Source organism: Streptomyces sp. NBC_01257, assembly GCF_035917255.1.
Taxonomy (GTDB): domain Bacteria; phylum Actinomycetota; class Actinomycetes; order Streptomycetales; family Streptomycetaceae; genus Streptomyces.
In genome coordinates this window covers 6,673,715-6,693,580 of the sequence record NZ_CP108472.1, presented here as the reverse complement: position 1 = coordinate 6,693,580, position 19,866 = coordinate 6,673,715, and the positions used below count along the sequence as shown (strand labels likewise).

The window sequence follows — 19,866 nt, the reverse complement described above, 5'->3', positions numbered from 1 at the left end:
CCCGGGGCCGGATGAACGGGGGCGTGCCGCGATGACGGCTTCCGCGACACGGCCGGCTCCGGCCGGGGGCTCGCCGGCCCCCGCAGTCCGCCGGGCCGGCGGGCCGGGCCTGGCGCGGCTGAGCGGGCGGGCCGGGCCGTTCGGACCGTTCCGGCTGCACCAGCTCGTCCTGGTCGAGATCGCGGCGGCGCTGCTGCTCTGCGCCTGGGTGGCCGACCCCCTGCTGCTGGCCCCGGCCGCGGTGCCGGCCGGGCTGCTGGTGGTGCTGGCCGTCGTCCGCAGGCACCGCCGCTCCCTTCCCTCGCTGCTGTCCTCGGTCCTCGCGTTGCGGGCCCGTACCCGCGGGGCCGCGTCGAGGGTGCCGGCGGCGGGCACGGATCCGGGCATCGCGCCCGTGGCCGAGTGCGAACCGGCCCTGCGCACCTACGCGTTCGGGGACCGCGACCGGCGGCCGGTCGGCATGATCGGCGACGGTACGTATCTGACGGCCGTCATCCGGATCGACGCGGACGGGACTGCGCTGCGTCCGGACCGGTCCGCGCGTCCGCTGCCCCTGGCCCTCGTGCGGGACGCGCTCGACGTCGACGGCATCCGGCTGGAGTCGGCGCAGATCGTCCAGCACACCCAGCCGGCGCCCGCGCCGCAGCTGCCGGAGGAATCGGTCGCGGCCCGCAACTACGCACCCCTGCAGGCCCGCACGGGTTCCCCCGCGGTCCGGATCACCTGGATCGCGCTGAAGCTGGCTCCGGAGCTCTGCCCGGAGGCCGTACGGGCACGCGGCGGCGGTCTCGCCGGTGCGCAGAAGTGCCTGGTGCGCGCGGCCGACCAGCTGGCCGGCCGGCTGACCGGTGCGGGGTTCACCGCGACGGTGCTGGCTGAGCAGGAGCTCGGCGCCGCCCTGGCCACGTCCGCCTGCGCGAGCCCGGCGGTCACGGCGCGGGCCGGCCGGGGCGGGACGCCCGCCCGTCGTACCCGGGAGACCTCGCGCGCTTGGTGGTGCGACGGCCGGCCGCACACCACGTACTGGGTGCGCCGCTGGCCGGAGTTCGGCGGCGGTGCCCCGATGCCGCGGCTCGTCGCGCTGCTCACCTCGGTCCCGGCCCTGGCCACGACCTTCAGCCTCACGCTGGGACACGGCGACCGGCAGGAGACCTCGGTCATCGGCCACCTCCGGGTCACCGGCCGCGACGACCGTGAACTCCTGTCCGCCAGGCACGAGTTGGAGCGGACGGCACGCGGGGTGGGGACCTCGCTGGTCCGGCTCGACCGCGAACAGCTGCCCGGACTGCTCGCGACACTGCCGCTCGGAGGTGCCCGCTGATGTCCGTACCCGCACGCGCCCGCGGGCTGCTGGGGTTCGTACTGCCCCGTCCGCGCCTGCCCCGGCACACGGTCCGCCCCGACCAGCTGGCGTCGCTGGCCCTGCCGGTCGGCGATGACGGCGTGGTGATCGGCGTGGACGGCGAGGGCAGCCCGGCCGTGCTCGGCCTCAACCGGCCCACGCCGTACGACGTCACGCTGATCGGCGGCCTGTGGACGGCGCAGGTGCTCGCGCTGCGGGCGGCCGCGACGGGCGCGCGGATCGTGGTGGAGACGGGTCGGGCCGCCGCCTGGGCGGAGCTGGTGCGGGCGGCCGGCGGTGACGGCTGCGGCATCACGCTCCACGAGGTGGGACGGGTCCCGCCGCAGGGCCCCTGCGCAGGGTCCCCGGTCGTCGTGGTGCGTGACTGCGGCATAAGGCCACCGCGTGGGCGCGTGACCTCCGGCCCCTGGCAGTCGGTGGTGACGCTGCTTCCGTATCTGAGTCCGGCGGCGGCCGGGCTGATGGAGAAGTCGTCCCTGGCCGGCGTCCAGCGGGTGTCCCCCGACGAGGCCGGACAGATCGGCCGGCTGATGGGTCTCGACGCCGAGGAGACCAGGACCCTGTCCACCCTGACGGACGGGGTCACCCTCTGGTGCACCCGGCGGGACCGGCGGTTCGTGCGCACCCTGCCGACCGATGCGGAATCGGGACTGCTCGGCAGCGCACGCCGGATGGACTGACGGCGCAGGGGCAGCGTGTACGAATTGTTCAGATTCCCCTGCACGGATGTGCATGTTTGACCGCTTTGCGGGTCATCGCCTGTCGTACTCAGTCCACTTGAGGGCAGTACGTGACGTACGGGACAGCTGCCGCGGTGCTGTACGGCCTGCCGTAGCGGCCCCGATGACGATTAGGGTGGGTCCGGGCGCGGCAGAAGAACCTGCGGGCAGGCGATGCGCGTCCCAGGGGGAGAGCCGGGCGGTTCGCACGACGGAAGACGGTGGCCCCCACCCCCCACGGCACAAGGGTGCTCGACCACACCAGGAGGCAAAGTGAACGGCGATCGGGACGAGATGCGCGGGGGCTGGAACAAGCCCGTCGACGAGTCGTCCGACGCGGAGCCCGCAGAGATGACGGGTGAGTTCACCATCGACTACACCCCGCCCGCCTGGTACACGCAGAACGCGCCGGGCGACTCCTCGGGCGGCGCCGGGTCGTATCTGGCGCCTCCGCCGCCCAGCGGCGCCCCGGTGTCCGTGCCCGGGCTCCCGCCCGGGAGCGGGTTCGAGCCCGACTGGACTCCGGCGCCGCCGGCCTCCGCACACGGCACGGCCGAGTCCGGCGCCTCGCCGGACCCCTTCGGGAGCGGCGATGTGGAGAGCGGCGCGACGATGCGGTTCTCGTCCGCCGCACTGAAGCGGGAGATCGCGGAGCGCGAGGCCGCCGCCCGGGCGGAGAGCGACGACGCGGACGGCCCGGCTGCGGAGGCGGAGGCGGACGGCGCGGACGGAACGGATGACGGTACGGACACGGCCGACGGCGCCGGTTCACGTGCCGATGCGGCCGTGGACCCGGACGTGAACGCGGAGGCCGCGCACGACGGCTCCGGCGATGACGCCGCGGCCTCGGACGCCGCCGAGGATTCGTCCGACGCGACGCCGTCCGATGCGGTTCCGTCCGATGCGGTTCCGGCGGACGCGGTACCGGCAGACGTCGTTCCGGCCGACTTCGTTCCCGCGGAGGCGGAGGCCGAGGCCGAGGCCCCCGAGGCCGACGGCGACGAGCCTGCCGACGCCCCGCCCCTGGACGGCGTGACCGCCGACGCCACCGGCCCCGACGCCTCCGGCGCCCCGCGGTCCGACGAGCCCAACAACGCCGTGCCCTCCGACTCCGTACCCTCCGACTCCGTACCGTCCGACTCCGTGCCCCCGGCCGCCGTGGCGGACGCCGCCCCTCTCGACGTACCTTTCGACAACACGCCCCAGGACGCGTCGCCGGCCCCCTGGACGCCGGCCCCGGCGCCGGGCGGACTGCCGCCGCTGCCGCCCTCGTTCCAGCCCGCGACGCCGCAGCCCGCCGCGCCACAGCCGGCGTCCCACTGGCCCCCGGCCACTCCGGCCAACGAGGCGCCCGGCGGCTACGGCTTCCCGAAGGCGCCCGCGGCCCAGGCCCCGCAGGGCCAGCAGGCTCCCCCGGCGCCGCAGCAGCCCCAGCCGGGCGCTCCGGCACCGCAGCCCGGATACGGCTTCCCTCAGCAGCCGCATCCGCAGCAGGCCCTGCCCCCGGCCGGCGCCCCGGCCCAGCTCCCGCCGCCGGCCGCCCCGCAGGCACCCCAGGCCCCGGTCACACCGCAGGCACCGCAGCCGCCCCAGGCCTCGCAGGCGCCGCAGTGGCCCGGGCAGCAGCAGCCGAGCGCGGCGCTGCCCCCGGCGACACCTCAGACGCCTCAGACACCTCAATCGCCTCAGGCAGCGCAGACACCCCAGGCTCCGCAGCTGCCCCAGGCACCTCAACACCCGCAGGCCCCTCAGCAGCCGCAGCCGCCGAGCGCGTACGGCTTCCCCCAGGGCGCCCAGCCGCCCGTTCCGGCTCCCGCCCCGGCCACGCCGAATCTGCCCGCGCAGATCTCTCCGCAGCAGCATCTGCCACAGCAGGCGCAGCAGCCCCAGCACCCGCAGCAACTCCCGCCGCAGGGGCCGCCCGTCGATCCGCGTGCCGGGAGCGCCTGGCCCATGCCGGTCACCCATGACCAGCGCGAGCGTTCGATGCCGGGTGCCCCGATCGGCTACACGGCCGCCGTCGAGCTGTCCTCCGACCGGCTGGTCCGGGGCAAGCAGAAGACGAAGAGCAGCCGCAACCCGTCCGGTGCGTCCCGCTTCAAGCTGGGCGGCAAGAAGGAGGAGATCGAGCGGCAGCGCAAGCTGGAGCTGATCCGCACCCCGGTGCTCTCCTGCTACCGGATCGCGGTGATCAGCCTCAAGGGCGGCGTCGGCAAGACCACGACGACCACCGCGCTCGGCGCGACCCTGGCCACCGAGCGGCAGGACAAGATCCTCGCCATCGACGCCAACCCGGACGCCGGCACGCTGGGCCGCCGGGTCCGCCGGGAGACCGGCGCGACCATCCGCGACCTGGTGCACGCGATCCCGCACCTCAACTCGTACATGGACATCCGGCGGTTCACCTCGCAGGCGCCCTCCGGCCTGGAGATCATCGCCAACGACGTGGACCCGGCGGTCTCGACCACGTTCAACGACGAGGACTACCGCCGGGCGATCGAGGTGCTGGGCAAGCAGTACCCCATCATCCTCACGGACTCGGGCACGGGGCTGCTGTACAGCGCCATGCGCGGAGTGCTGGACCTCGCCGACCAGCTGATCATCATCTCCACCCCGTCGGTCGACGGTGCGTCAAGCGCCTCCACCACGCTGGACTGGCTGTCGGCGCACGGGTACGCGGACCTGGTCCAGCGGTCCCTCACGGTCATCTCCGGAGTTCGCGAGACCGGGAAGATGATCAAGGTCGATGACATCGTCCAGCACTTCGAGACGCGCTGCCGCGGCGTGGTCGTCGTCCCGTTCGACGAGCACCTGTCGGCCGGCGCCGAGGTCGACCTCGACATGATGCGCCCGAAGACCCGGGACGCGTACTTCCACCTCTCCGCCCTGGTCGCCGAGGACTTCGCGCGCGCCCAGCAGCAGCAGGGGCTGTGGACGTCGGACGGCAGCAGCCCGCCGCCGCAGTACGCCCCGCCGATGCCCGGTCAGCAGATGCCCGGTCAGCAGGTCCCGCAGCAGCAGCCGTACGCACCCCAGCAGCCCTACCCGCCGCAGCAGGGACAGCAGCCGGGCCAGCCGTACCCGCCCCAGCAGGGGCAGCCCTACGGCGGACAGCCGCAGCAGCCCTATCCCCCGCAGCCGGCACCGGGCGCCGGGCAGAACTGGCAGCAGTCGCTGCCCTCGCAGGCCCAGTCGGCGGCCGGTCAGGCCGGTCCGCCGCAGCCGCAGCAACAGGGCGGACAGCCAGGTCAGCCGGGGCAGCCCGCACACCCGGAACTCCAGGGCCCGGTTCCGCCCGCGGGGTGGCAGCAGCAGCCGCCGCAGCCGCCGCCAGCGCCTCAGCAGTAAGGCGTCAGAGGTCTGAACCAATGAGGGTCCACATCGCTTCCGCGATGGGGACCCTCATTGCATTCCCGCAGACCACACGCGGTTTCGGTGACCGTTGACGTGGCTCGACCACCGCTGATAAACCTTCGCTTCACCAGCTGGCGAACCACAGATCAACCCGCCTTCTCCGTGCGAGTCATGACGCGAGGTCCCTGACCATGGTCGAAAGAGTTCCACCGCCCTCCGCCCAGCCACGTTCACGTCTGCGTATCCTCCTGGCGTCCGGCGCCGCGGCCCTTGCGCTCGCAGCCGGGTCCGTCGTACCGGGCATGCCCCTCGGGGCCGCTCCCCAGCAGGCGCAGGCCGCCGACAGCGGCAACAAGACGCTGACCGTCGCGGTCGCGCAGAGCGTCGACTCACTGAGCCCGTTCCTCGCCCAGAAGCTGCTGAGCACGAGCGTCTCCCGGCTCATGTACGACTTCCTGACGAACTACGACCCGAAGGACAATCACGCCGTCCCGGGTCTCGCCACCAAGTGGGAGCCGTCGGCCGACAAGCTGACGTGGACGTACACCATTCGGTCCAACTCCAAGTGGTCGGACGGTCAGCAGGCCACCGCCGAGGACGCGGCCTGGACGTTCAACAAGATCATGACCGACGAGGGCGCCGCGCAGGCGAACGGCAGCTTCGTCACCAACTTCAAGAAGGTCACGGCCCCCAGCCCGACGAAGCTGGTCATCGAGCTCAAGGAACCGCAGGCCACGATGGCCGCGCTCGATGTCCCGATCGTCCCCAAGCACGTCTGGGAGAAGGTCAAGGACTTCTCGAAGTTCAACAACGACACCGACTTCCCGATCGTCGGCAACGGGCCCTTCGTCCTGAGCGACTACAAGGTCGACCAGTACGTGAAGCTCAAGGCCAACAAGGACTTCTGGCGCGGCAAGCCCAAGTTCGACGAGCTGGTCTTCAAGACGTACAAGGACCAGGACGCCGCCGTCGCCGCGCTCCGCAAGGGTGAGGTCTCCTTCGTCGCCGGCTCTCCGGCCCTGACGCCCGCCCAGGCCGCTTCGCTCAAGGGCGAGGCGAACATCAAGGTCAACGAGGGTCCGGGCCGCCGCTTCTTCGCGCTGGCCACCAACCCGGGTGCGCAGACCAAGGACGGCAAGAAGTTCGGCAACGGCAACAAGGCGCTGCTCGACCAGAAGGTCCGTCAGGCGCTGTTCCTGTCGATCGACCGCAAGACGATCATCGACAAGGTCTTCCAGGGCCACGCCGTCGAGGGCCAGGGGTACATCCCGCCGCGCTTCTCGGCGTACGAGTGGAAGCCGTCGGCGAGCCAGAGCCTGGCCTACGACCCGGCCAAGGCCGGCAAGCTCCTGGACCAGGCGGGCTACGCGCTCAAGGACGGCAAGCGCGTCGGCAAGGACGGCAAGGCGCTCGACCTGCGCATCCTGTGCCACGCGACGGACCCGAACGACAAGGCGATCGGCAAGTACCTCAAGGAGTGGTGGGGCAAGCTCGGCGTCGGGCTCAAGGTCGACTGCCTCGACGACGTCTCCGTCCCCTGGTACGCCGGTGAGTACGACCTCGCCTTCGACGGCTGGTCCGTCAACCCGGACCCGGACTTCGTCCTCGGCATCCACACCTGCGCCGCCCTGCCGACCAAGGCCAAGGCGAGCGCGGCCACGGACAACTTCATCTGCGACAAGACGTTCGACAGCCTCTACAAGAAGCAGCTCGCCGAGTACGACCCCGCCAAGCGGGCGGACATCGTCGGCCAGATGCAGTCCTGGCTGTACGACTCCGGGTACATGAACGTCATCGCGTACCCGAACGCGGTCGAGGCCTACCGCACCGACCAGATCAAGTCGATCACGACCATGCCCGAGGCGGCCGGCAACATCTACGGCCAGGACGGGTACTGGAGCTGGTGGTCGGCCGTTCCGGCCGGCAGCGACGACGCGAACGGTGACAGCAGCGGCTCCGGTTCGAGCTCCACGGGGCTCGTCATCGGCATCGTGGTCGCCGTGGTGGTCCTCGCCGGCGGCGGGTTCCTCATCTCCAGGCGCCGCCGCACCACAGCGGACGAGCGCGAGTAGTTCCGCGGACCGCGGGTAGTTCCCGCGGACGGGATGAGAGCGAACGGCGGCGGGGCCCGGGCAGCCGGGCCCCGCCGGCCGGTCCCTCTAAGTGCAGCACGAGTAACGAGAGTTCCCATGACAGCTGACAGCACTCCGGCGCTCGTGAAACAGGCGGATGCGGACACGGACGGTCCGGCTCCGGCCGCCGCTCCGGCCGCCCGCGGCCCACGGGCGCGCAACACCAAGGCCTATCTCAAGTACGTGGCCGCGAAGATCTTCGGCGCGGTGGTCTCGCTGTTCGCCGTGCTGGTCACGAGCTTCTTCCTCTTCCGGCTCATCCCCAGCGACCCGGTGAAGCAGATGACCGGCGGCCGGCGCGTCTCGGCCGAACAGCTCGAATCACTGCGCCACCAGTTCGGCCTCGACCAGCCGATGTGGCAGCAGTTCACCAGTTACGTGGGCGACGCCCTCACCGGCGACTTCGGCACCTCGTTCCAGTACCACGCCCCGGTCATGGACAAGATCATCGAGGCGCTCCCGGCGACGCTGCTGCTCACCGGCACGGCGTACGTCCTCTTCAGCGCGCTGGGCATCTGGCTCGGCACCCGTACCGCCTGGCGCAACGGGTCGAACAGCGACCGCTTCAACACCGCGCTGGCGCTCACGCTCTACTCGGTGCCGTCGTTCTGGCTCGGCCTGCTCCTGATCATCGTCTTCGCGGTGGGCGTCGGCCCGATCCCCGGCATGTTCCCGACGGGCGGTCTGTCGTCCACCGACGGTGCGACCGGCTTCGCGCACATCATGGACGTCGCCCACCACATGGTGCTCCCCGTGATCACCCTGGTCGCGGTCGGTTACGCGCAGACCCTCCTGGTGATGCGCTCATCGCTCCTCGACGAGATGGGCAGCGACTACCTGACGACGGCCCGCGCCAAGGGGCTGCGCGACGACGTGGTGCGCCGCAGACACGCCGTCCCCAACGCGATGCTGCCGACGTTCACGCTGATGTTCGTCAATCTGGGGCACGTGGTCGCCGGACAGATCCTGGTCGAGACGGTGTTCTCCTGGCCGGGACTCGGCGGGCTCTTCTACTCCGCGCTCAGTGTCCCCGACCTTCCCCTCGTCCAGGGGCTGTTCTTCGTCTTCGCCACCGCGGTGATCCTGGCGAACACCCTGGCCGATCTGCTGTATCCGCTGCTCGATCCCCGGGTGGGCCGATGACGACCGAATCCATGCCCGCGTCCACGCCGGACACCGAGGCGCCCGCGCCCGAAGATCCCGGCGCCGGCGCGGCCAAGAGTCCGCGCGCCCTGGCCCGGGCCCGCAAGCGCCGTTCCGTCGCCAGGTTCTGGCGGGAGTACCGCGGTCACCGCGGCGGTCTGTGGGGCCTGGCCGGGCTCGTCCTGATCGCGCTGATCGCGGTGTTCGCCCCCGCACTGACCGGGGCGGACGCGCAGAGCGTCACCGAGGCGCCGGGCGGTGCCCTGGAGTCACCGAGCGCCGAGTTCCCGCTCGGCACCGACCAGTTCGGGCGCAGTGTCCTCGCGCTGCTGGTGTGGGGAGCCCGGGTCTCGCTCACGGTGGGGCTGCTCGCGGCCTTCCTCTGCGTGGCCATCGGCACCGTCGTGGGGATCGTCGCGGGGCACTTCCGCGGCTGGTACTCGACGGTCCTGATGCGGGTCACCGACTGGTTCCTGGTGATGCCGACGCTGGTCCTGGCGATCGCGCTGGCCACCGTGATGGACCGCTCCCTGTGGACGGTCATCATCGCGATCGGCGTCACCACCTGGCCGACGACGGCCCGTCTGGTGCGGGCGCAGACCCTCGCCGTGGAGTCCCGTCCGTACATCGAGCGCGCCCGCGCGCTGGGCGGCGGGCACGGCCACATCATGCTCCGGCACGTGCTGCCGAACGTGATGCCGCTGGTGCTCGCGCAGACCACGCTGGTGATCTCCAGTGCGATCCTGACGGAGGCCACGCTGGCCTTCCTGGGCCTCGGCGACCCGACCATCACCTCCTGGGGCGGCATGCTCCAGGACGCGCGCGAAGCCGGTGCGGTGAGCGCGGGCGACTGGTGGTACCTGGCACCGCCCGGTATCGCCATCGCCCTGGTGGCCCTGGCGTTCACGCTGTGCGGCCGCGCCATCGAGTCCGTCCTCAATCCCAAGCTGGGGGTGGCCCGTTGAGCACGACGAACATCCGCAAGACGCCTCTTCTCGAGGTACGCGATCTGACGGTGACGTACGCCGGCGGGGCCCGGGCGGTCCGCGGCGTGAACCTGGAGGTCGACGCGGGCCGGAAGCTCGGCATCGCCGGGGAGTCGGGCTGCGGGAAGTCCACACTGGCGCTCGCGCTGCTGCGGCTGCTGCCCGCGGGCACGAAGGTCACCGGCGAGATCCTGCTGAACGGCGAGGACGTCCTCGCCATGAAGTGGGGCCAGGTCAGGGCCGTGCGCTGGGCGGGCGCCTCGATCGTCTTCCAGGGTGCGATGCACTCGCTGAACGCGGTGCACCGCATCGGGGACCAGATCGCCGAGCCGATCCTGCTGCACAAGAAGGTGAGCCAGGCCGCCGCGCGGAAGCGGGCCGGTGAGCTCCTGGAGCAGGTGGGACTGCCCGCCGCGCGGGCGGACGCCTATCCGCACGAGCTGTCCGGCGGGCAGCGGCAGCGCGTGATGATCGCGATGGCGCTCGCCTGCGATCCGGGCCTGATCATCGCCGACGAGCCGACGACGGCCCTGGATGTGATGATCCAGGCCCAGATCCTGCGGCTCATCGAGGAGCTGGTCTCCGAGAAGGATCTCGGTCTGATCATGATCAGCCATGACCTCGCGGTGCTCTCGGACACCTGTGACCGGCTCGCCGTGATGTACGCGGGACGGGTCGTGGAACAGGGTCCGGCGTCCGAGGTCTACGAGCGGGCGCACCACCCGTACAGCAAGGCGCTGTCCGGCGCCTTCCCGCGGATCGGCGACCCGGCCTCGCGGTTCGCGCCCCGGGGCCTGCCGGGCGATCCGCCGGACCCGTCGGCACTGCCGGCCGGCTGCACGTTCCATCCGCGCTGCACGGTGGCCCTGGACTCCTGCACCACGCAGGACCAGGTGCTGCGGGTGGCGGGCCCGGGGCGTGAGGCCGCGTGTGTGCTGGTGGGTACGGAAGGGGCACCCGCCCCGGTCCTGCCGGGTGCCGAGGAAGCAAGGAGCACATCATGACCACCACCACGGACCTGCTCAGCGCGCGGGAGCTCCAGGTCACGTTCCCCGGCAGGCACGGGGCCGACCCGGCGCGTGCCGTGGACGGGGTCGACCTCGACATCCGGCCGGGCGAGATCGTCGCGCTGGTCGGCGAGTCGGGGTGCGGCAAGACGACGCTGGCCCGCTCGCTGCTGGGCCTGGTCCCCCCGACGGGCGGCCAGGTCACCTTCGGCGGCAAGCCGCTCGACTACGGCAGCCGTGCGCTGAAGGCGTACCGCAAGCGGGTGCAGCTGGTGCTGCAGGACCCCTCCGGTTCGCTGAACCCTCGGCACACCGTGTACGACGCGGTGGCCGAGGGCCTGCGGATCCACCGGTACGGCGGTGACGAGCGGGAGGCGGTGACGAACGCCCTCTCCCGGGCGGGGCTGCGGCCTCCGGAGCGGTTCTTCCTGCGCTACCCGCACGAGCTCTCCGGCGGCCAGCGCCAGCGCGTCGTGATCGCGGGCGCGCTGGTCCTGGAGCCGGAACTCATCGTGGCGGACGAACCGGTGGCCTCGCTGGACGCCTCGGTGCGCGGCGAGATCCTGGCGCTGCTGCTGCGGCTGAGGGACGAACTGGGCCTGTCCGCGCTGGTGGTGACGCACGACCTCGGTCTCGCGTGGAACATCGCGGACCGGGTGGCGGTGATGTATCTCGGCCGGATCGTGGAGACGGGTGACGTCGAGCAGATCCTCACGGCTCCGCAGCATCCGTACACGCAGGCGCTGTTGTCGGTGCTGCCGGAGGCCGAGGGCGATCCGGTGGTGCTGACCGGTGAGCCGCCGGACCCGTCCAAGGTGCCGTCGGGCTGCCGCTTCCATGTGCGGTGCCAGGTCCTGGCGTCGGGCGAGGCGGAGCGGGCGGGTGTCGCGGACGCCTGCCGTACGAAGGATCTGCCGGTGCTCGCGGGCGGCGGCGAGACGCAGGTGGCGTGCCACTGGGCGAACGCGGCGGTGGCCGCACGGCCGTAGGGAGTACCGGGCGGGCGGGCCCGTGGGCAGGGGCCCGCCCGCTACCTCCGGGCGTCGTGGTGGTGGATCGCGCCGGACAGTTCGCCGAGCGGCCGGCCGCTGCCGCCCCACCGGTGCTGGATGATCTCCGCGGCGATCGAGACGGCCGTCTCCTCGGGTGTCCGGGCGCCGAGGTCGAGGCCGACGGGTGAGGCGAGCCGGGCCAGCTCGGCCTCGCTCACGCCCTCCTCCCGGAGCCGGGCCAGCCGGTCGAGGTGGGTGCGCCTGCTGCCCATCACCCCGATGTAGGCGGCCGGGGTGCGCAGCGCGGCGACCAGCAGCGGCACGTCGAACTTGGGGTCGTGCGTGAGCACGCACAGGACGGTCCGCGCGTCGACGTCCGTGGCCGAGAGATAGGTGTGCGGCCAGGCGCGGACGACCTCGTCGGCGGTGGGGAAGCGTTCGCGGGTCGCGAAGGCCGGACGGGCGTCGCAGACGGTGACCCGGTAGCCGAGGAAGGACCCGATGCGGGCGGTCGCCGCCGCGTGGTCGATGGCGCCGAAGACGATCATGCGGGGCGGTGGCGCGTACGTCTGGATGAAGACGGACACCTCCTGCATCCGGCGTTCGCCGTGCGTCCCGTACCACTGGCGGCCGGTCGCGCCCTGGGCGAGGAGGCCGCGGGCGTCGTCGGTGACGGCGGCGTCGAGCCCTTCGTCACCCAGCGTCCCCCCGGTGCCGTCCGGCCGGACCACCCGCCGCGCGCCGGCCCGTCCGGCGTCCGGGAGGAGGGTGGCCACGGCGACCGGTTCGCCGCGTGCGACGGTGTCGCCCACCTCCCGGAGCCAGTTCCGGTCGGCGGCGTCGGTGCAGGGGGTGACGAGGACGTCGATGGTGCCGCCGCAGGTCAGTCCGACGCCGAACGCCTCGTCGTCGCTGATCCCGTACGAGTGCAGCTGCGGGGTCCCGGTGACGAGCACCTCGCCGGCCGCCTCGTAGACCGCGCCCTCGACGCAGCCCCCGGAGACGCTCCCGGCCACCGTCCCGTCGGCGGTCACGGCCATCATGGCGCCGGGTGCCCGGGGGGCGCTGCCGCGGACGGAGACGACGGTCGCCAGGGCGAAGGACGTGCCGGCGTCGTGCCAGGCCCGCAGTTCCGACAGCAGTTCACGCACGGTACGGACCTCCTCCGGCCCGGTCCGCCCGGCCCTGGTGCGGCCACCATAGACGGAGCCTGAGCGCTGAGATAACGAGTGCTAGGTGTGGTGCGGTGGTTCCCGCCGTATGGACGCCGAGAGGGCGGCCCGGTCGGGCGGGGTCTGTTCCGCCGTCTCCAGCGAGCGTTCGAGCTTGGCCAGCAGCAGGCCGAGCCGGCGCCGCTCGGCCGCGGACAGTTCGGCGAGCATCCGTTCCTCGTTGGCGAAGTGGGCGACGGCGACCACGTCGGCGATCTCGATGCCGCGTTCGGTGAGGCACGCGTAGACGATCCTGCGGTCCGCCCCGTCGCGCTCCCGGGTCACCAGGCCCGCCTTCTCCAGCCGGTCGAGCCGCAGCGTGATGCCGCCCGTGGTGACCAGGGCGATGTCCGCGAGCTGTCCCGCGGTCTGCCGGTAGGGCGGCCCCGACCTGCGCAGAGCCGCCAGCACGTCGAAGGCGGCCATGTTCAGGTCGAAGCATTCGAAGAGGTCGGACAGCAGTCCCTGGTAGCGCAGATAGCTGCGGTGGAGCCGGCCGAGCACCTCCATGGGGGAGGCGTCGAGGCCGGGCAGTTCGCGCTTCCACTGCTCCAGGACGAGGTCGACCGCGTCGGGGCGGCCGGATGCTCTACGAGTCATGTGCGATGGGAGGACGGTGCGTCGCCGCGCCCCCGCGCCTCCTTCCGGGCACACCGTGCACGGCGCGCGGTGCGGTGTTCACGATACAACCGGTGCCGGGCGCGGGGCCCTCGATGCGGTTCGGCCCCGGTTCCACTTCGTTATTAAATTTAAGTGCTTAGTTATTGACCGCTAAGAGACTTCTTTCTAGGGTCACCGCAACTCCTCTGTTCGCGGAAGGATCCCCATGTCAATCGTGGCCAACGGCCCGGCCGTGAGCTCCGTCTCGGCCAGACTCGAACGCCTGCCGAGCTCTCGCTGGCACATCAAGGTCCGCACCCTGATCGGCACCGTCACGTTCTTCGAGGCGTTCGACCAGCTGCTGACCGCATCCGCGCTGCCCGTCCTGACCGAACAGTGGAAGCTGAGCACCGGTCAGGGCACGATGATCGTCACCAGCGGCTCGGTCGGGATGCTGCTCGGCGCGCTCCTGGCGGGCTGGCTGGGCGACCGGATCGGCCGGGTGAACACCGTCGCCCTGGGCGTCGCCGTGACCGCGCTGGCCAGCCTCGCCGTCGCCCTCTCCCCCGGCCTCGCCCTGTTCACCCTCTTCCGGTTCGTCCAGGGTCTCGGCATCGGCGGTGTCGTGCCGGTCGCCGCCACGTACATCAACGAGATCGCCCGGGCGGACCACCGCGGCCGTTTCGTGCTGCTCTACGAACTCATCTTCCCGGCCGGTCTCGCCACGGCCACGCTCGTCGCGAGCTGGGTGGTGCCCAGCTTCGGCTGGCGGGTGATGTTCCTGATCGGCGCCCTGCCGGTCCTGCTCGTCGTCGTCCTGCGCCGCCAGGTCCCCGAGTCACCGCGCTGGCTGCTGTCCCGGGGCCGGGTCGCGGAGGCCGAAGAGGTCATCGCCCGGATCGAGAAGGACGTGGCGAAGTCGGTCGGCGCCGAACTCCCCGACCCCGGTCCCGCGACCGCCGTCGAGACCTCGCGGGGCGGGCTGCGGGACCTGTTCACGGGCCGCTACCTGCGGCGCACGGCCGTGGTCTCGGCGCTGTGGTTCGTGGCGTACTACGTCAACCACGGCATCACGACCTGGCTGCCCTCGCTCTACACCAAGGAGTTCGGACTCGATCTGCGCACCGCGCTCAACTACGCGCTGCTGAGCAATGTGACGGGTCTGATCGGCTGTCTGCTGGTCGCGCTCGTCATCGACCGGGCGGGACGCCGGGTGTCCCTGACCGTCGGACTCGGCGGGGCGGCCGCCGCACTGTTCTCCCTGGCGGTCTCCGGGGCCACGTCCGGCGGCCAGGTCGCGGCGTGGGCCTCGGTCACCACGCTCTTCGTCTTCGCCACCAACGTGAGCCTCTACCTCTACACACCCGAGCTCTACCCGACCCGCAGCCGGGCCCGAGGGGCGTCGTTCGGCGGGGTGTGGAACCGGCTCGGCGTCATCCTCGGGCCGATCGTCGTCGGCGCGATCATCAGCTCGGGCGCCGGTCTGACCATGGTCTTCACCCAGCTGGGGTGCGTGGCCGCGGCGGGCGCGGTCATCGCGCTCTTCGCCGTGGAGACCAAGGGCAGGACGCTGGAGGAGCTCAACAGCTGAGGCACGTACGGCACAGCGCACGGATACGGCTCGGCCGGGACCGCGTGACGGCGGTCCCGGCCGGAGCCGTCGGATTCAGGGAGCGGTTCAGCCCCGGTCGTACGCGGCGACCAGTTCGCTGGACCGCTTCACGTCCGCGGCCATCGCCACCAGCAGATCGTCGATGGAGTCGAACTTCAGCATGCCGCGTACGTACGCGAGGAAGTCGACGGCGACGTGCAGGCCGTACAGGTCGAGGCCGACGCGGTCGATCGCGTACGCCTCCACCGTCCGCTCCGTGCCGTCGAACTGCGGGTTGGTACCGACCGAGATCGCGGCGGGCATCGCCTCGCCGTTCACCTCCAGCCAGCCCGCGTACACGCCGTCGGCGGGGATCGCGGTGTGCGGCAGGGTCTCCACGTTCGCGGTGGGGAAGCCGAGTTCGCGGCCGCGCTGCGCCCCGCGGACGACGATGCCCTCGACGCGGTGCGGGCGGCCCAGGATCTCGGCGGCGCCGGCCATGTCCCCCTCGGCGACGAGGCGCCGGGTGAGCGTGGAGGAGAACGGCTCGCCGCCGCCCGCCTCGCCGCGCACCCGGAGGTCGATGACCTCGACGCGGTAGTCGTAGGTCTCGCCCAGCTCGGCGAGCAGCCGCACGTTCCCCGCGGCCTTGTGGCCGAAGCGGAAGTTGGGGCCCTCGATGACGAGCTGCGCGTGCAGCTTGTCGACGAGCACCTTCACGATGAAGTCGGCCGGAGCGAGCTTCGAGAACTCGGTGGTGAACGGCAGGATCAGCACCGCGTCCACACCGAGGTCGGCCATCAGCTCGGCACGGCGGTGGTGCGGGGCGAGCAGCGGCGGGTGGCTGCCGGGCCGGACGACCTCGCTGGGGTGCGGATCGAACGTCACGACGACCGACGGCACCCCCAGCTCACGGGCCCGCTCGACGGCCCGGCCGATGATCAGCTGGTGTCCGCGGTGCACCCCGTCATAGGAGCCGATGGTGACGACGCTGCGTCCCCAGTCCTGGGGGATGTCCTCCAAGCCACGCCAGCGCTGCACTCTGACCGCTCCTCGCCCGAACCTGTGTACGTGGGTTTGTCTCTTACGCAGGTCTAAGACTGCCATGCTCACGCCCTGCGCCCTGCATCGGCATGGTCATCGGGGCCCCCAGGGCTTCCACGGTCCGCCGCGCGCTGGGGCCGACGACCGCCGCCCACTCCTGCGGGGCGTCGGCCAGCCATCCGATGACCAGCGCCCCGAATCCGGGCATGTCACGGGCGAGGGCGACGAGCCTGCGGTCGAAGAGGACGGCCCCCTCGGGGGTACGGACCAGCAGCATCCCGGTGCGGTGGACCAGCGCCCGGGTGCGGACGGGCGACCGCCCCGCGCAGCCGGCCGCGGCGGCCCGCAGCAGCGCGTCCAGCACCACCGGGTCCCGGTAGGCACGCCCCTGCTCGAACTCCAGCAGCACCTCCAGCAGGCTGTCCCGCAACGCTTGTGACGCGGGGCTGCCGGGCGAGGCCAGCACCCCGGCGAGCGCACCCCTGACCGGCGCGGCCGCCGGACGGTCCCGGAGCAGACCGGCCAGCAGGGGAGGCAGCAGCGCCCGGGCGGCGGGCCCGTGCTCCAGCCTGCGGTCGAGGTACGCGGCGGTGTGCGAGGTGTCCCCGGGGTGGCTGTCGACGTAGGCGCGTACGAGTCCCGCCGCGTGCAGCGCCAGCGCGGGAGCGTCGAGGCCGGCGAGCGCGCGGAGCGCCTCACCGGCGCCTTCCCCGGGCCGCGTCAGCCGGTCCCGGTACGCGGCCAGCACCGGCTCCGGGTGGGTGGGCAGGGCGACGGCGAGGGCGCCGGCCGAGATCTTCGGCCCGTCCGCGGCGAAGGCCCGGAGCGCCTGGGGCAGATAGCGGTCCCGGGTCTGCGGGTCGGCCACCAGCAGGGCGAGCACGGGCCCGTGCAGATCGGTGTCGGCGGGCCGGGCCAGCAGGGCGAGCGCGGCCCGGCGCAGCAGGACGCGGTCCAGGTCGCGGGTCAGCCTCGGGGCGAGGAGCCCGGCGTACGACACCGCCGCGATCCGCCGGATGCGGTGGTCGTCGTCGCGCGACCACCGTTCGACGGCCCGGCAGAGCGCCGCCGGTTCGTCCTCGGCCAGGGCTGCGAGCAGTTCGTCGGCACGGGGGTGGTCGCAGGAGACGAGCGCGTCGGTCAGATCGTCCACGGCGAGATCGCGGCGGGCGTGCAGAAGCGCCTGCGCGGCCGCCGCGACGGTGGGCCGCAGGGCCACACCCTCCGCGGCGGCGAGCGGCTGCTCGTCGGTGAACCAGGCGCACAGGAGCGGCTGGAGGGTGCGCGGATGGGCGGCGAGCCGCCGGGCCACGGCGTCCAGGAAGCGGCCGCCGCCGTCACTGTCACCGCGCGGCGGTCCGTCGGCGGGGACCAGCCGCCGGAACAGATCCATCCGGTCGGACTCCGGCAGCCGCAGCCGGCGCCAGAACCACGGCCCGAACCCGGCGTACGCACCACGCGGCCCGGTCCCGCCGGCGTCGGCGGAGCTGCGGACGATACGCCCGGCGAGCAGCCGGAGCACCCCGAGGTGCGGCCGGGCGTCGGGCACCCGCAGCAGCGTCTCGGACAGCAGGTGCACGGCCCACCAGCGCGCGTCCGGGAACGGGGCGCCGCCGCCGTCCGCCGTCCCGCTCTCCGGGGCCGAGGACTCCGCCACGGCAACGGGCCCCGCCGCCGTCAGCCGGTCCAGCGCCTCGATCAGATCGGCCAGCCGGTGGGCCAGCGCGGCCGGGCCCTGGCGGCGGCCGAGCAGGAGGAGCGCCTGGATCACCGGGCCGATGCGGTGGCGCGGTACGGGCAGGGAGTGCGGCCGGGACGGGGCCTCCGGTCCGGGGCGGGCGTCCGGGCGGCGGGGGTACGGCACCCGCTCGGCGCCCTCCCCCGCCGCGGTGTCCGCGTGCCAGCGGTGCACCAGCGCCCGCAGCGCCGAGTCCAGGTCCAGATGCGCGCCCTGGACCCAGTCACCCAGCTCCTCGTGCGCGAACCGGTAGCCCGCGCCCGCCGGGACGAGCAGTCCCTCGGTCAGCACCGCGGACGCCCAGCCCGTCCGCCACGGGAAGATCGCCTCGAACGTGGCCCGGTCCAGCTCCCCCTGCCCGGGACCAAGGCACCGCCGGGCCGCTTCGTGGACCTGGCCCGCCACCTGCGCCGCCAGCCGCCGCACCGCCCTCCCGTCCGGTGCCGGACGCCACTGGGCGGCGATCCGGACCGCGATGCGCAGGCACATGAGGTCCAGGTGGGCGGCGAAGACCTCTTCGGTGTCGGGGCGGCCCGGGGTGTCCGGCGGCAGGGCCGCGCGGACCTCCGCGAGCAGCCGCAGGGTGAGCGGGTGCCGGTCGTGGCCCGCGGCGAGGGCGTCGGGCGGGAGCGCGTACCGCTCCCGGGCCCGCTCGGCCTGGGCCTCGGTGAGGTCCCCGATGCGGACCGCGGACGGGAGCCGCCTGGCGGGCCGGGCCGGGTGGTGCAGCGCGCCGGGCGGGCAGAGTGCGCCCGCGGTCTCCCAGTGCTCGGGCCGGCAGGCGACGACGAGCCGCGCCCCGTGCTCCCGCAGCCATGCGACGGTGCCCGTCGTCCACCGGGCCAGGTGGTGCGCCAGGACGGGCGGCATCTCCTCGGGTCCGTCCAGCAGGACGAGCAGCGGGCTGCCGGCCTCGGCGGCCAGCCCGGCCACCCGCTCCGGGGTGGCCGACTCCATGTCCCCGACGGCTCCGGCGGCGGTGACGATGCGGCCGGCCTGCCCCAGCGTGCGGCCGATCGCGTCGGCGACGGAGGTGTCGTCGGCCAGCAGGTCGGCGCCGCGCAGCCACAGCGTGAGTGCGGGTACCGGTCCCCGGGCGCGCCGTGCGGCGAGGGCGGCGAGTTCGGTGGTGCGGCCGGTGCCGGGGGTTCCGACCAGGCCGAGGACGACCGCGGGTTCCGCCGCGCCCTCGGTGCGGCCGGCGGCGGCGAAGGCCTGGCACTCCGCGAGGACTTCGGGCCGTTCCACCGGATCGGGCCAGGCGGTGGGGCCGTCCGCGGAGCCGACCGACATGGCGGTGAGCTGGAGCGCCCCCGCCGCGTTCAGATCGAGTCCGTAGCCGGGCACGCCCCGGGCGTTGCGCCTCAGCAGCGCGCCCAGGGGTCCGTCCCGGTCCGCTCCGGCCAGCGGCACCGCGCATCCGGCGGCGGCGTGCCCGGCCCGCAGGGCGATGCCCAGCACGGCGATGACGGCGCCGCTCACCGGATCGAGGACGGGCCCGCCGACGGCCGCGCCGCCGAGCCGCAGCGCATCGCTGCCGTCCGTGCCGAGGGCCAGCTCCAGCGCGCCGTCGATCCGGTGGGTGCGGCCGCCGGAGGTGTACGTCACCGGGGTGGCGCCCAGGACGCGGGCCTCGCGCAGGCCGTGCGCGGCGACCGTGACATACGTACCGGGGTCGAGCCGCTCCCGCAGGGAGATCGGCAGCGGCTGCACACCGAGCGCGTCGGGTCCCCCGGTGGGCAGGAGGGCGAGGTCCAGCTCCGGCAGGGCGGTGATGTCCTGGGCCTCGACGCGGCAGCCGCGGCCGTCCGCGCCGTGCAGGAGGAGATGCGGAAGTCCGTCGACCGCCTCGTGGCTGGTCACGACGGTGCCCCGGTCGTCCGCGACGAAACCGGTCCCCCGTGGCCGGCCCGCCGGATCGCACAGTCGTACCAGCGTCGCCCGGTCCCCGCATCCCATGATCCGACGTTAGGGCGACGGTGATCG

13 protein-coding genes are annotated in these 19,866 nt (G+C 73.2%); 9 read left to right on the top strand and 4 right to left on the bottom strand.

Annotation, left to right across the window (positions count from 1 at the left end; translation table 11 throughout):
• Nucleotides 1-31 precede the first annotated feature (31 nt).
• The 8 genes from eccE (at nt 32) to OG408_RS29250 (ending at nt 11,693) form a co-directional block, all read left to right on the top strand.
• Nucleotides 32-1,321, top strand: coding sequence for a type VII secretion protein EccE (eccE, locus tag OG408_RS29285; RefSeq protein WP_326672831.1), 1,290 nt, complete (start codon nt 32-34; stop codon nt 1,319-1,321).
• Nucleotides 1,321-2,043: a hypothetical protein gene (locus OG408_RS29280; protein ID WP_266783567.1), complete on the top strand. Its 723-nt coding sequence runs from the start codon at nt 1,321-1,323 to the stop codon at nt 2,041-2,043. The genes eccE and OG408_RS29280 overlap by 1 nt, the downstream gene beginning before the upstream one ends.
• A 312-nt stretch (nt 2,044-2,355) precedes the next feature.
• Complete coding sequence (locus OG408_RS29275; RefSeq protein ID WP_326672827.1) at nt 2,356-5,430, top strand: SCO5717 family growth-regulating ATPase; 3,075 nt, start codon at nt 2,356-2,358, stop codon at nt 5,428-5,430.
• A 197-nt stretch (nt 5,431-5,627) separates the two neighbouring features.
• Nucleotides 5,628-7,508: an ABC transporter substrate-binding protein gene (locus OG408_RS29270; RefSeq protein WP_266783563.1), complete on the top strand. Its 1,881-nt coding sequence runs from the start codon at nt 5,628-5,630 to the stop codon at nt 7,506-7,508.
• Nucleotides 7,509-7,625: 117 nt separating this feature from the next.
• Nucleotides 7,626-8,711, top strand: a complete 1,086-nt coding sequence (locus OG408_RS29265; protein ID WP_266783561.1) for an ABC transporter permease — start codon at nt 7,626-7,628, stop codon at nt 8,709-8,711.
• Nucleotides 8,708-9,676, top strand: coding sequence for an ABC transporter permease (locus OG408_RS29260; protein WP_405405702.1), 969 nt, complete (start codon nt 8,708-8,710; stop codon nt 9,674-9,676). The genes OG408_RS29265 and OG408_RS29260 overlap by 4 nt, the downstream gene beginning before the upstream one ends.
• Nucleotides 9,673-10,701 carry an ABC transporter ATP-binding protein gene (locus OG408_RS29255; RefSeq protein WP_266783559.1) on the top strand — a complete coding sequence of 343 codons (1,029 nt, stop codon included), beginning with the start codon at nt 9,673-9,675 and terminating at the stop codon, nt 10,699-10,701. Before OG408_RS29260 ends, OG408_RS29255 begins: the two co-directional genes overlap by 4 nt.
• Nucleotides 10,698-11,693 (top strand): ABC transporter ATP-binding protein, encoded by a 996-nt coding sequence (locus tag OG408_RS29250; protein ID WP_266783557.1) that lies wholly within the window; start codon nt 10,698-10,700, stop codon nt 11,691-11,693. The genes OG408_RS29255 and OG408_RS29250 overlap by 4 nt, the downstream gene beginning before the upstream one ends.
• A gap of 41 nt (nt 11,694-11,734) precedes the next feature.
• Here the strand turns inward: OG408_RS29250 and OG408_RS29245 are convergent, their stop codons facing one another.
• Nucleotides 11,735-12,847, bottom strand: a complete 1,113-nt coding sequence (locus OG408_RS29245) for an XdhC family protein (protein WP_285570690.1) — start codon at nt 12,845-12,847, stop codon at nt 11,735-11,737.
• 81 nt (nt 12,848-12,928) lie between these two features.
• Nucleotides 12,929-13,507: a MarR family winged helix-turn-helix transcriptional regulator gene (locus tag OG408_RS29240; protein WP_326672822.1), complete on the bottom strand. Its 579-nt coding sequence runs from the start codon at nt 13,505-13,507 to the stop codon at nt 12,929-12,931.
• A 226-nt stretch (nt 13,508-13,733) separates the two neighbouring features.
• Here OG408_RS29240 and OG408_RS29235 point away from each other — a divergent pair, with 226 nt between their 5' ends.
• The gene (locus tag OG408_RS29235) at nt 13,734-15,098 is read left to right on the top strand and encodes an MFS transporter (RefSeq protein WP_266783551.1); all 1,365 of its coding nucleotides are present in this window, start codon (nt 13,734-13,736) and stop codon (nt 15,096-15,098) included.
• 87 nt (nt 15,099-15,185) lie between these two features.
• Here OG408_RS29235 and OG408_RS29230 read toward each other — a convergent pair whose 3' ends face one another.
• Nucleotides 15,186-16,139: a bifunctional riboflavin kinase/FAD synthetase gene (locus OG408_RS29230; RefSeq protein WP_326672820.1), complete on the bottom strand. Its 954-nt coding sequence runs from the start codon at nt 16,137-16,139 to the stop codon at nt 15,186-15,188.
• A 43-nt stretch (nt 16,140-16,182) separates the two neighbouring features.
• Nucleotides 16,183-19,839 (bottom strand): serine protease, encoded by a 3,657-nt coding sequence (locus tag OG408_RS29225; protein WP_326672818.1) that lies wholly within the window; start codon nt 19,837-19,839, stop codon nt 16,183-16,185.
• Between the last annotated feature and the right edge of the window lie 27 nt (nt 19,840-19,866).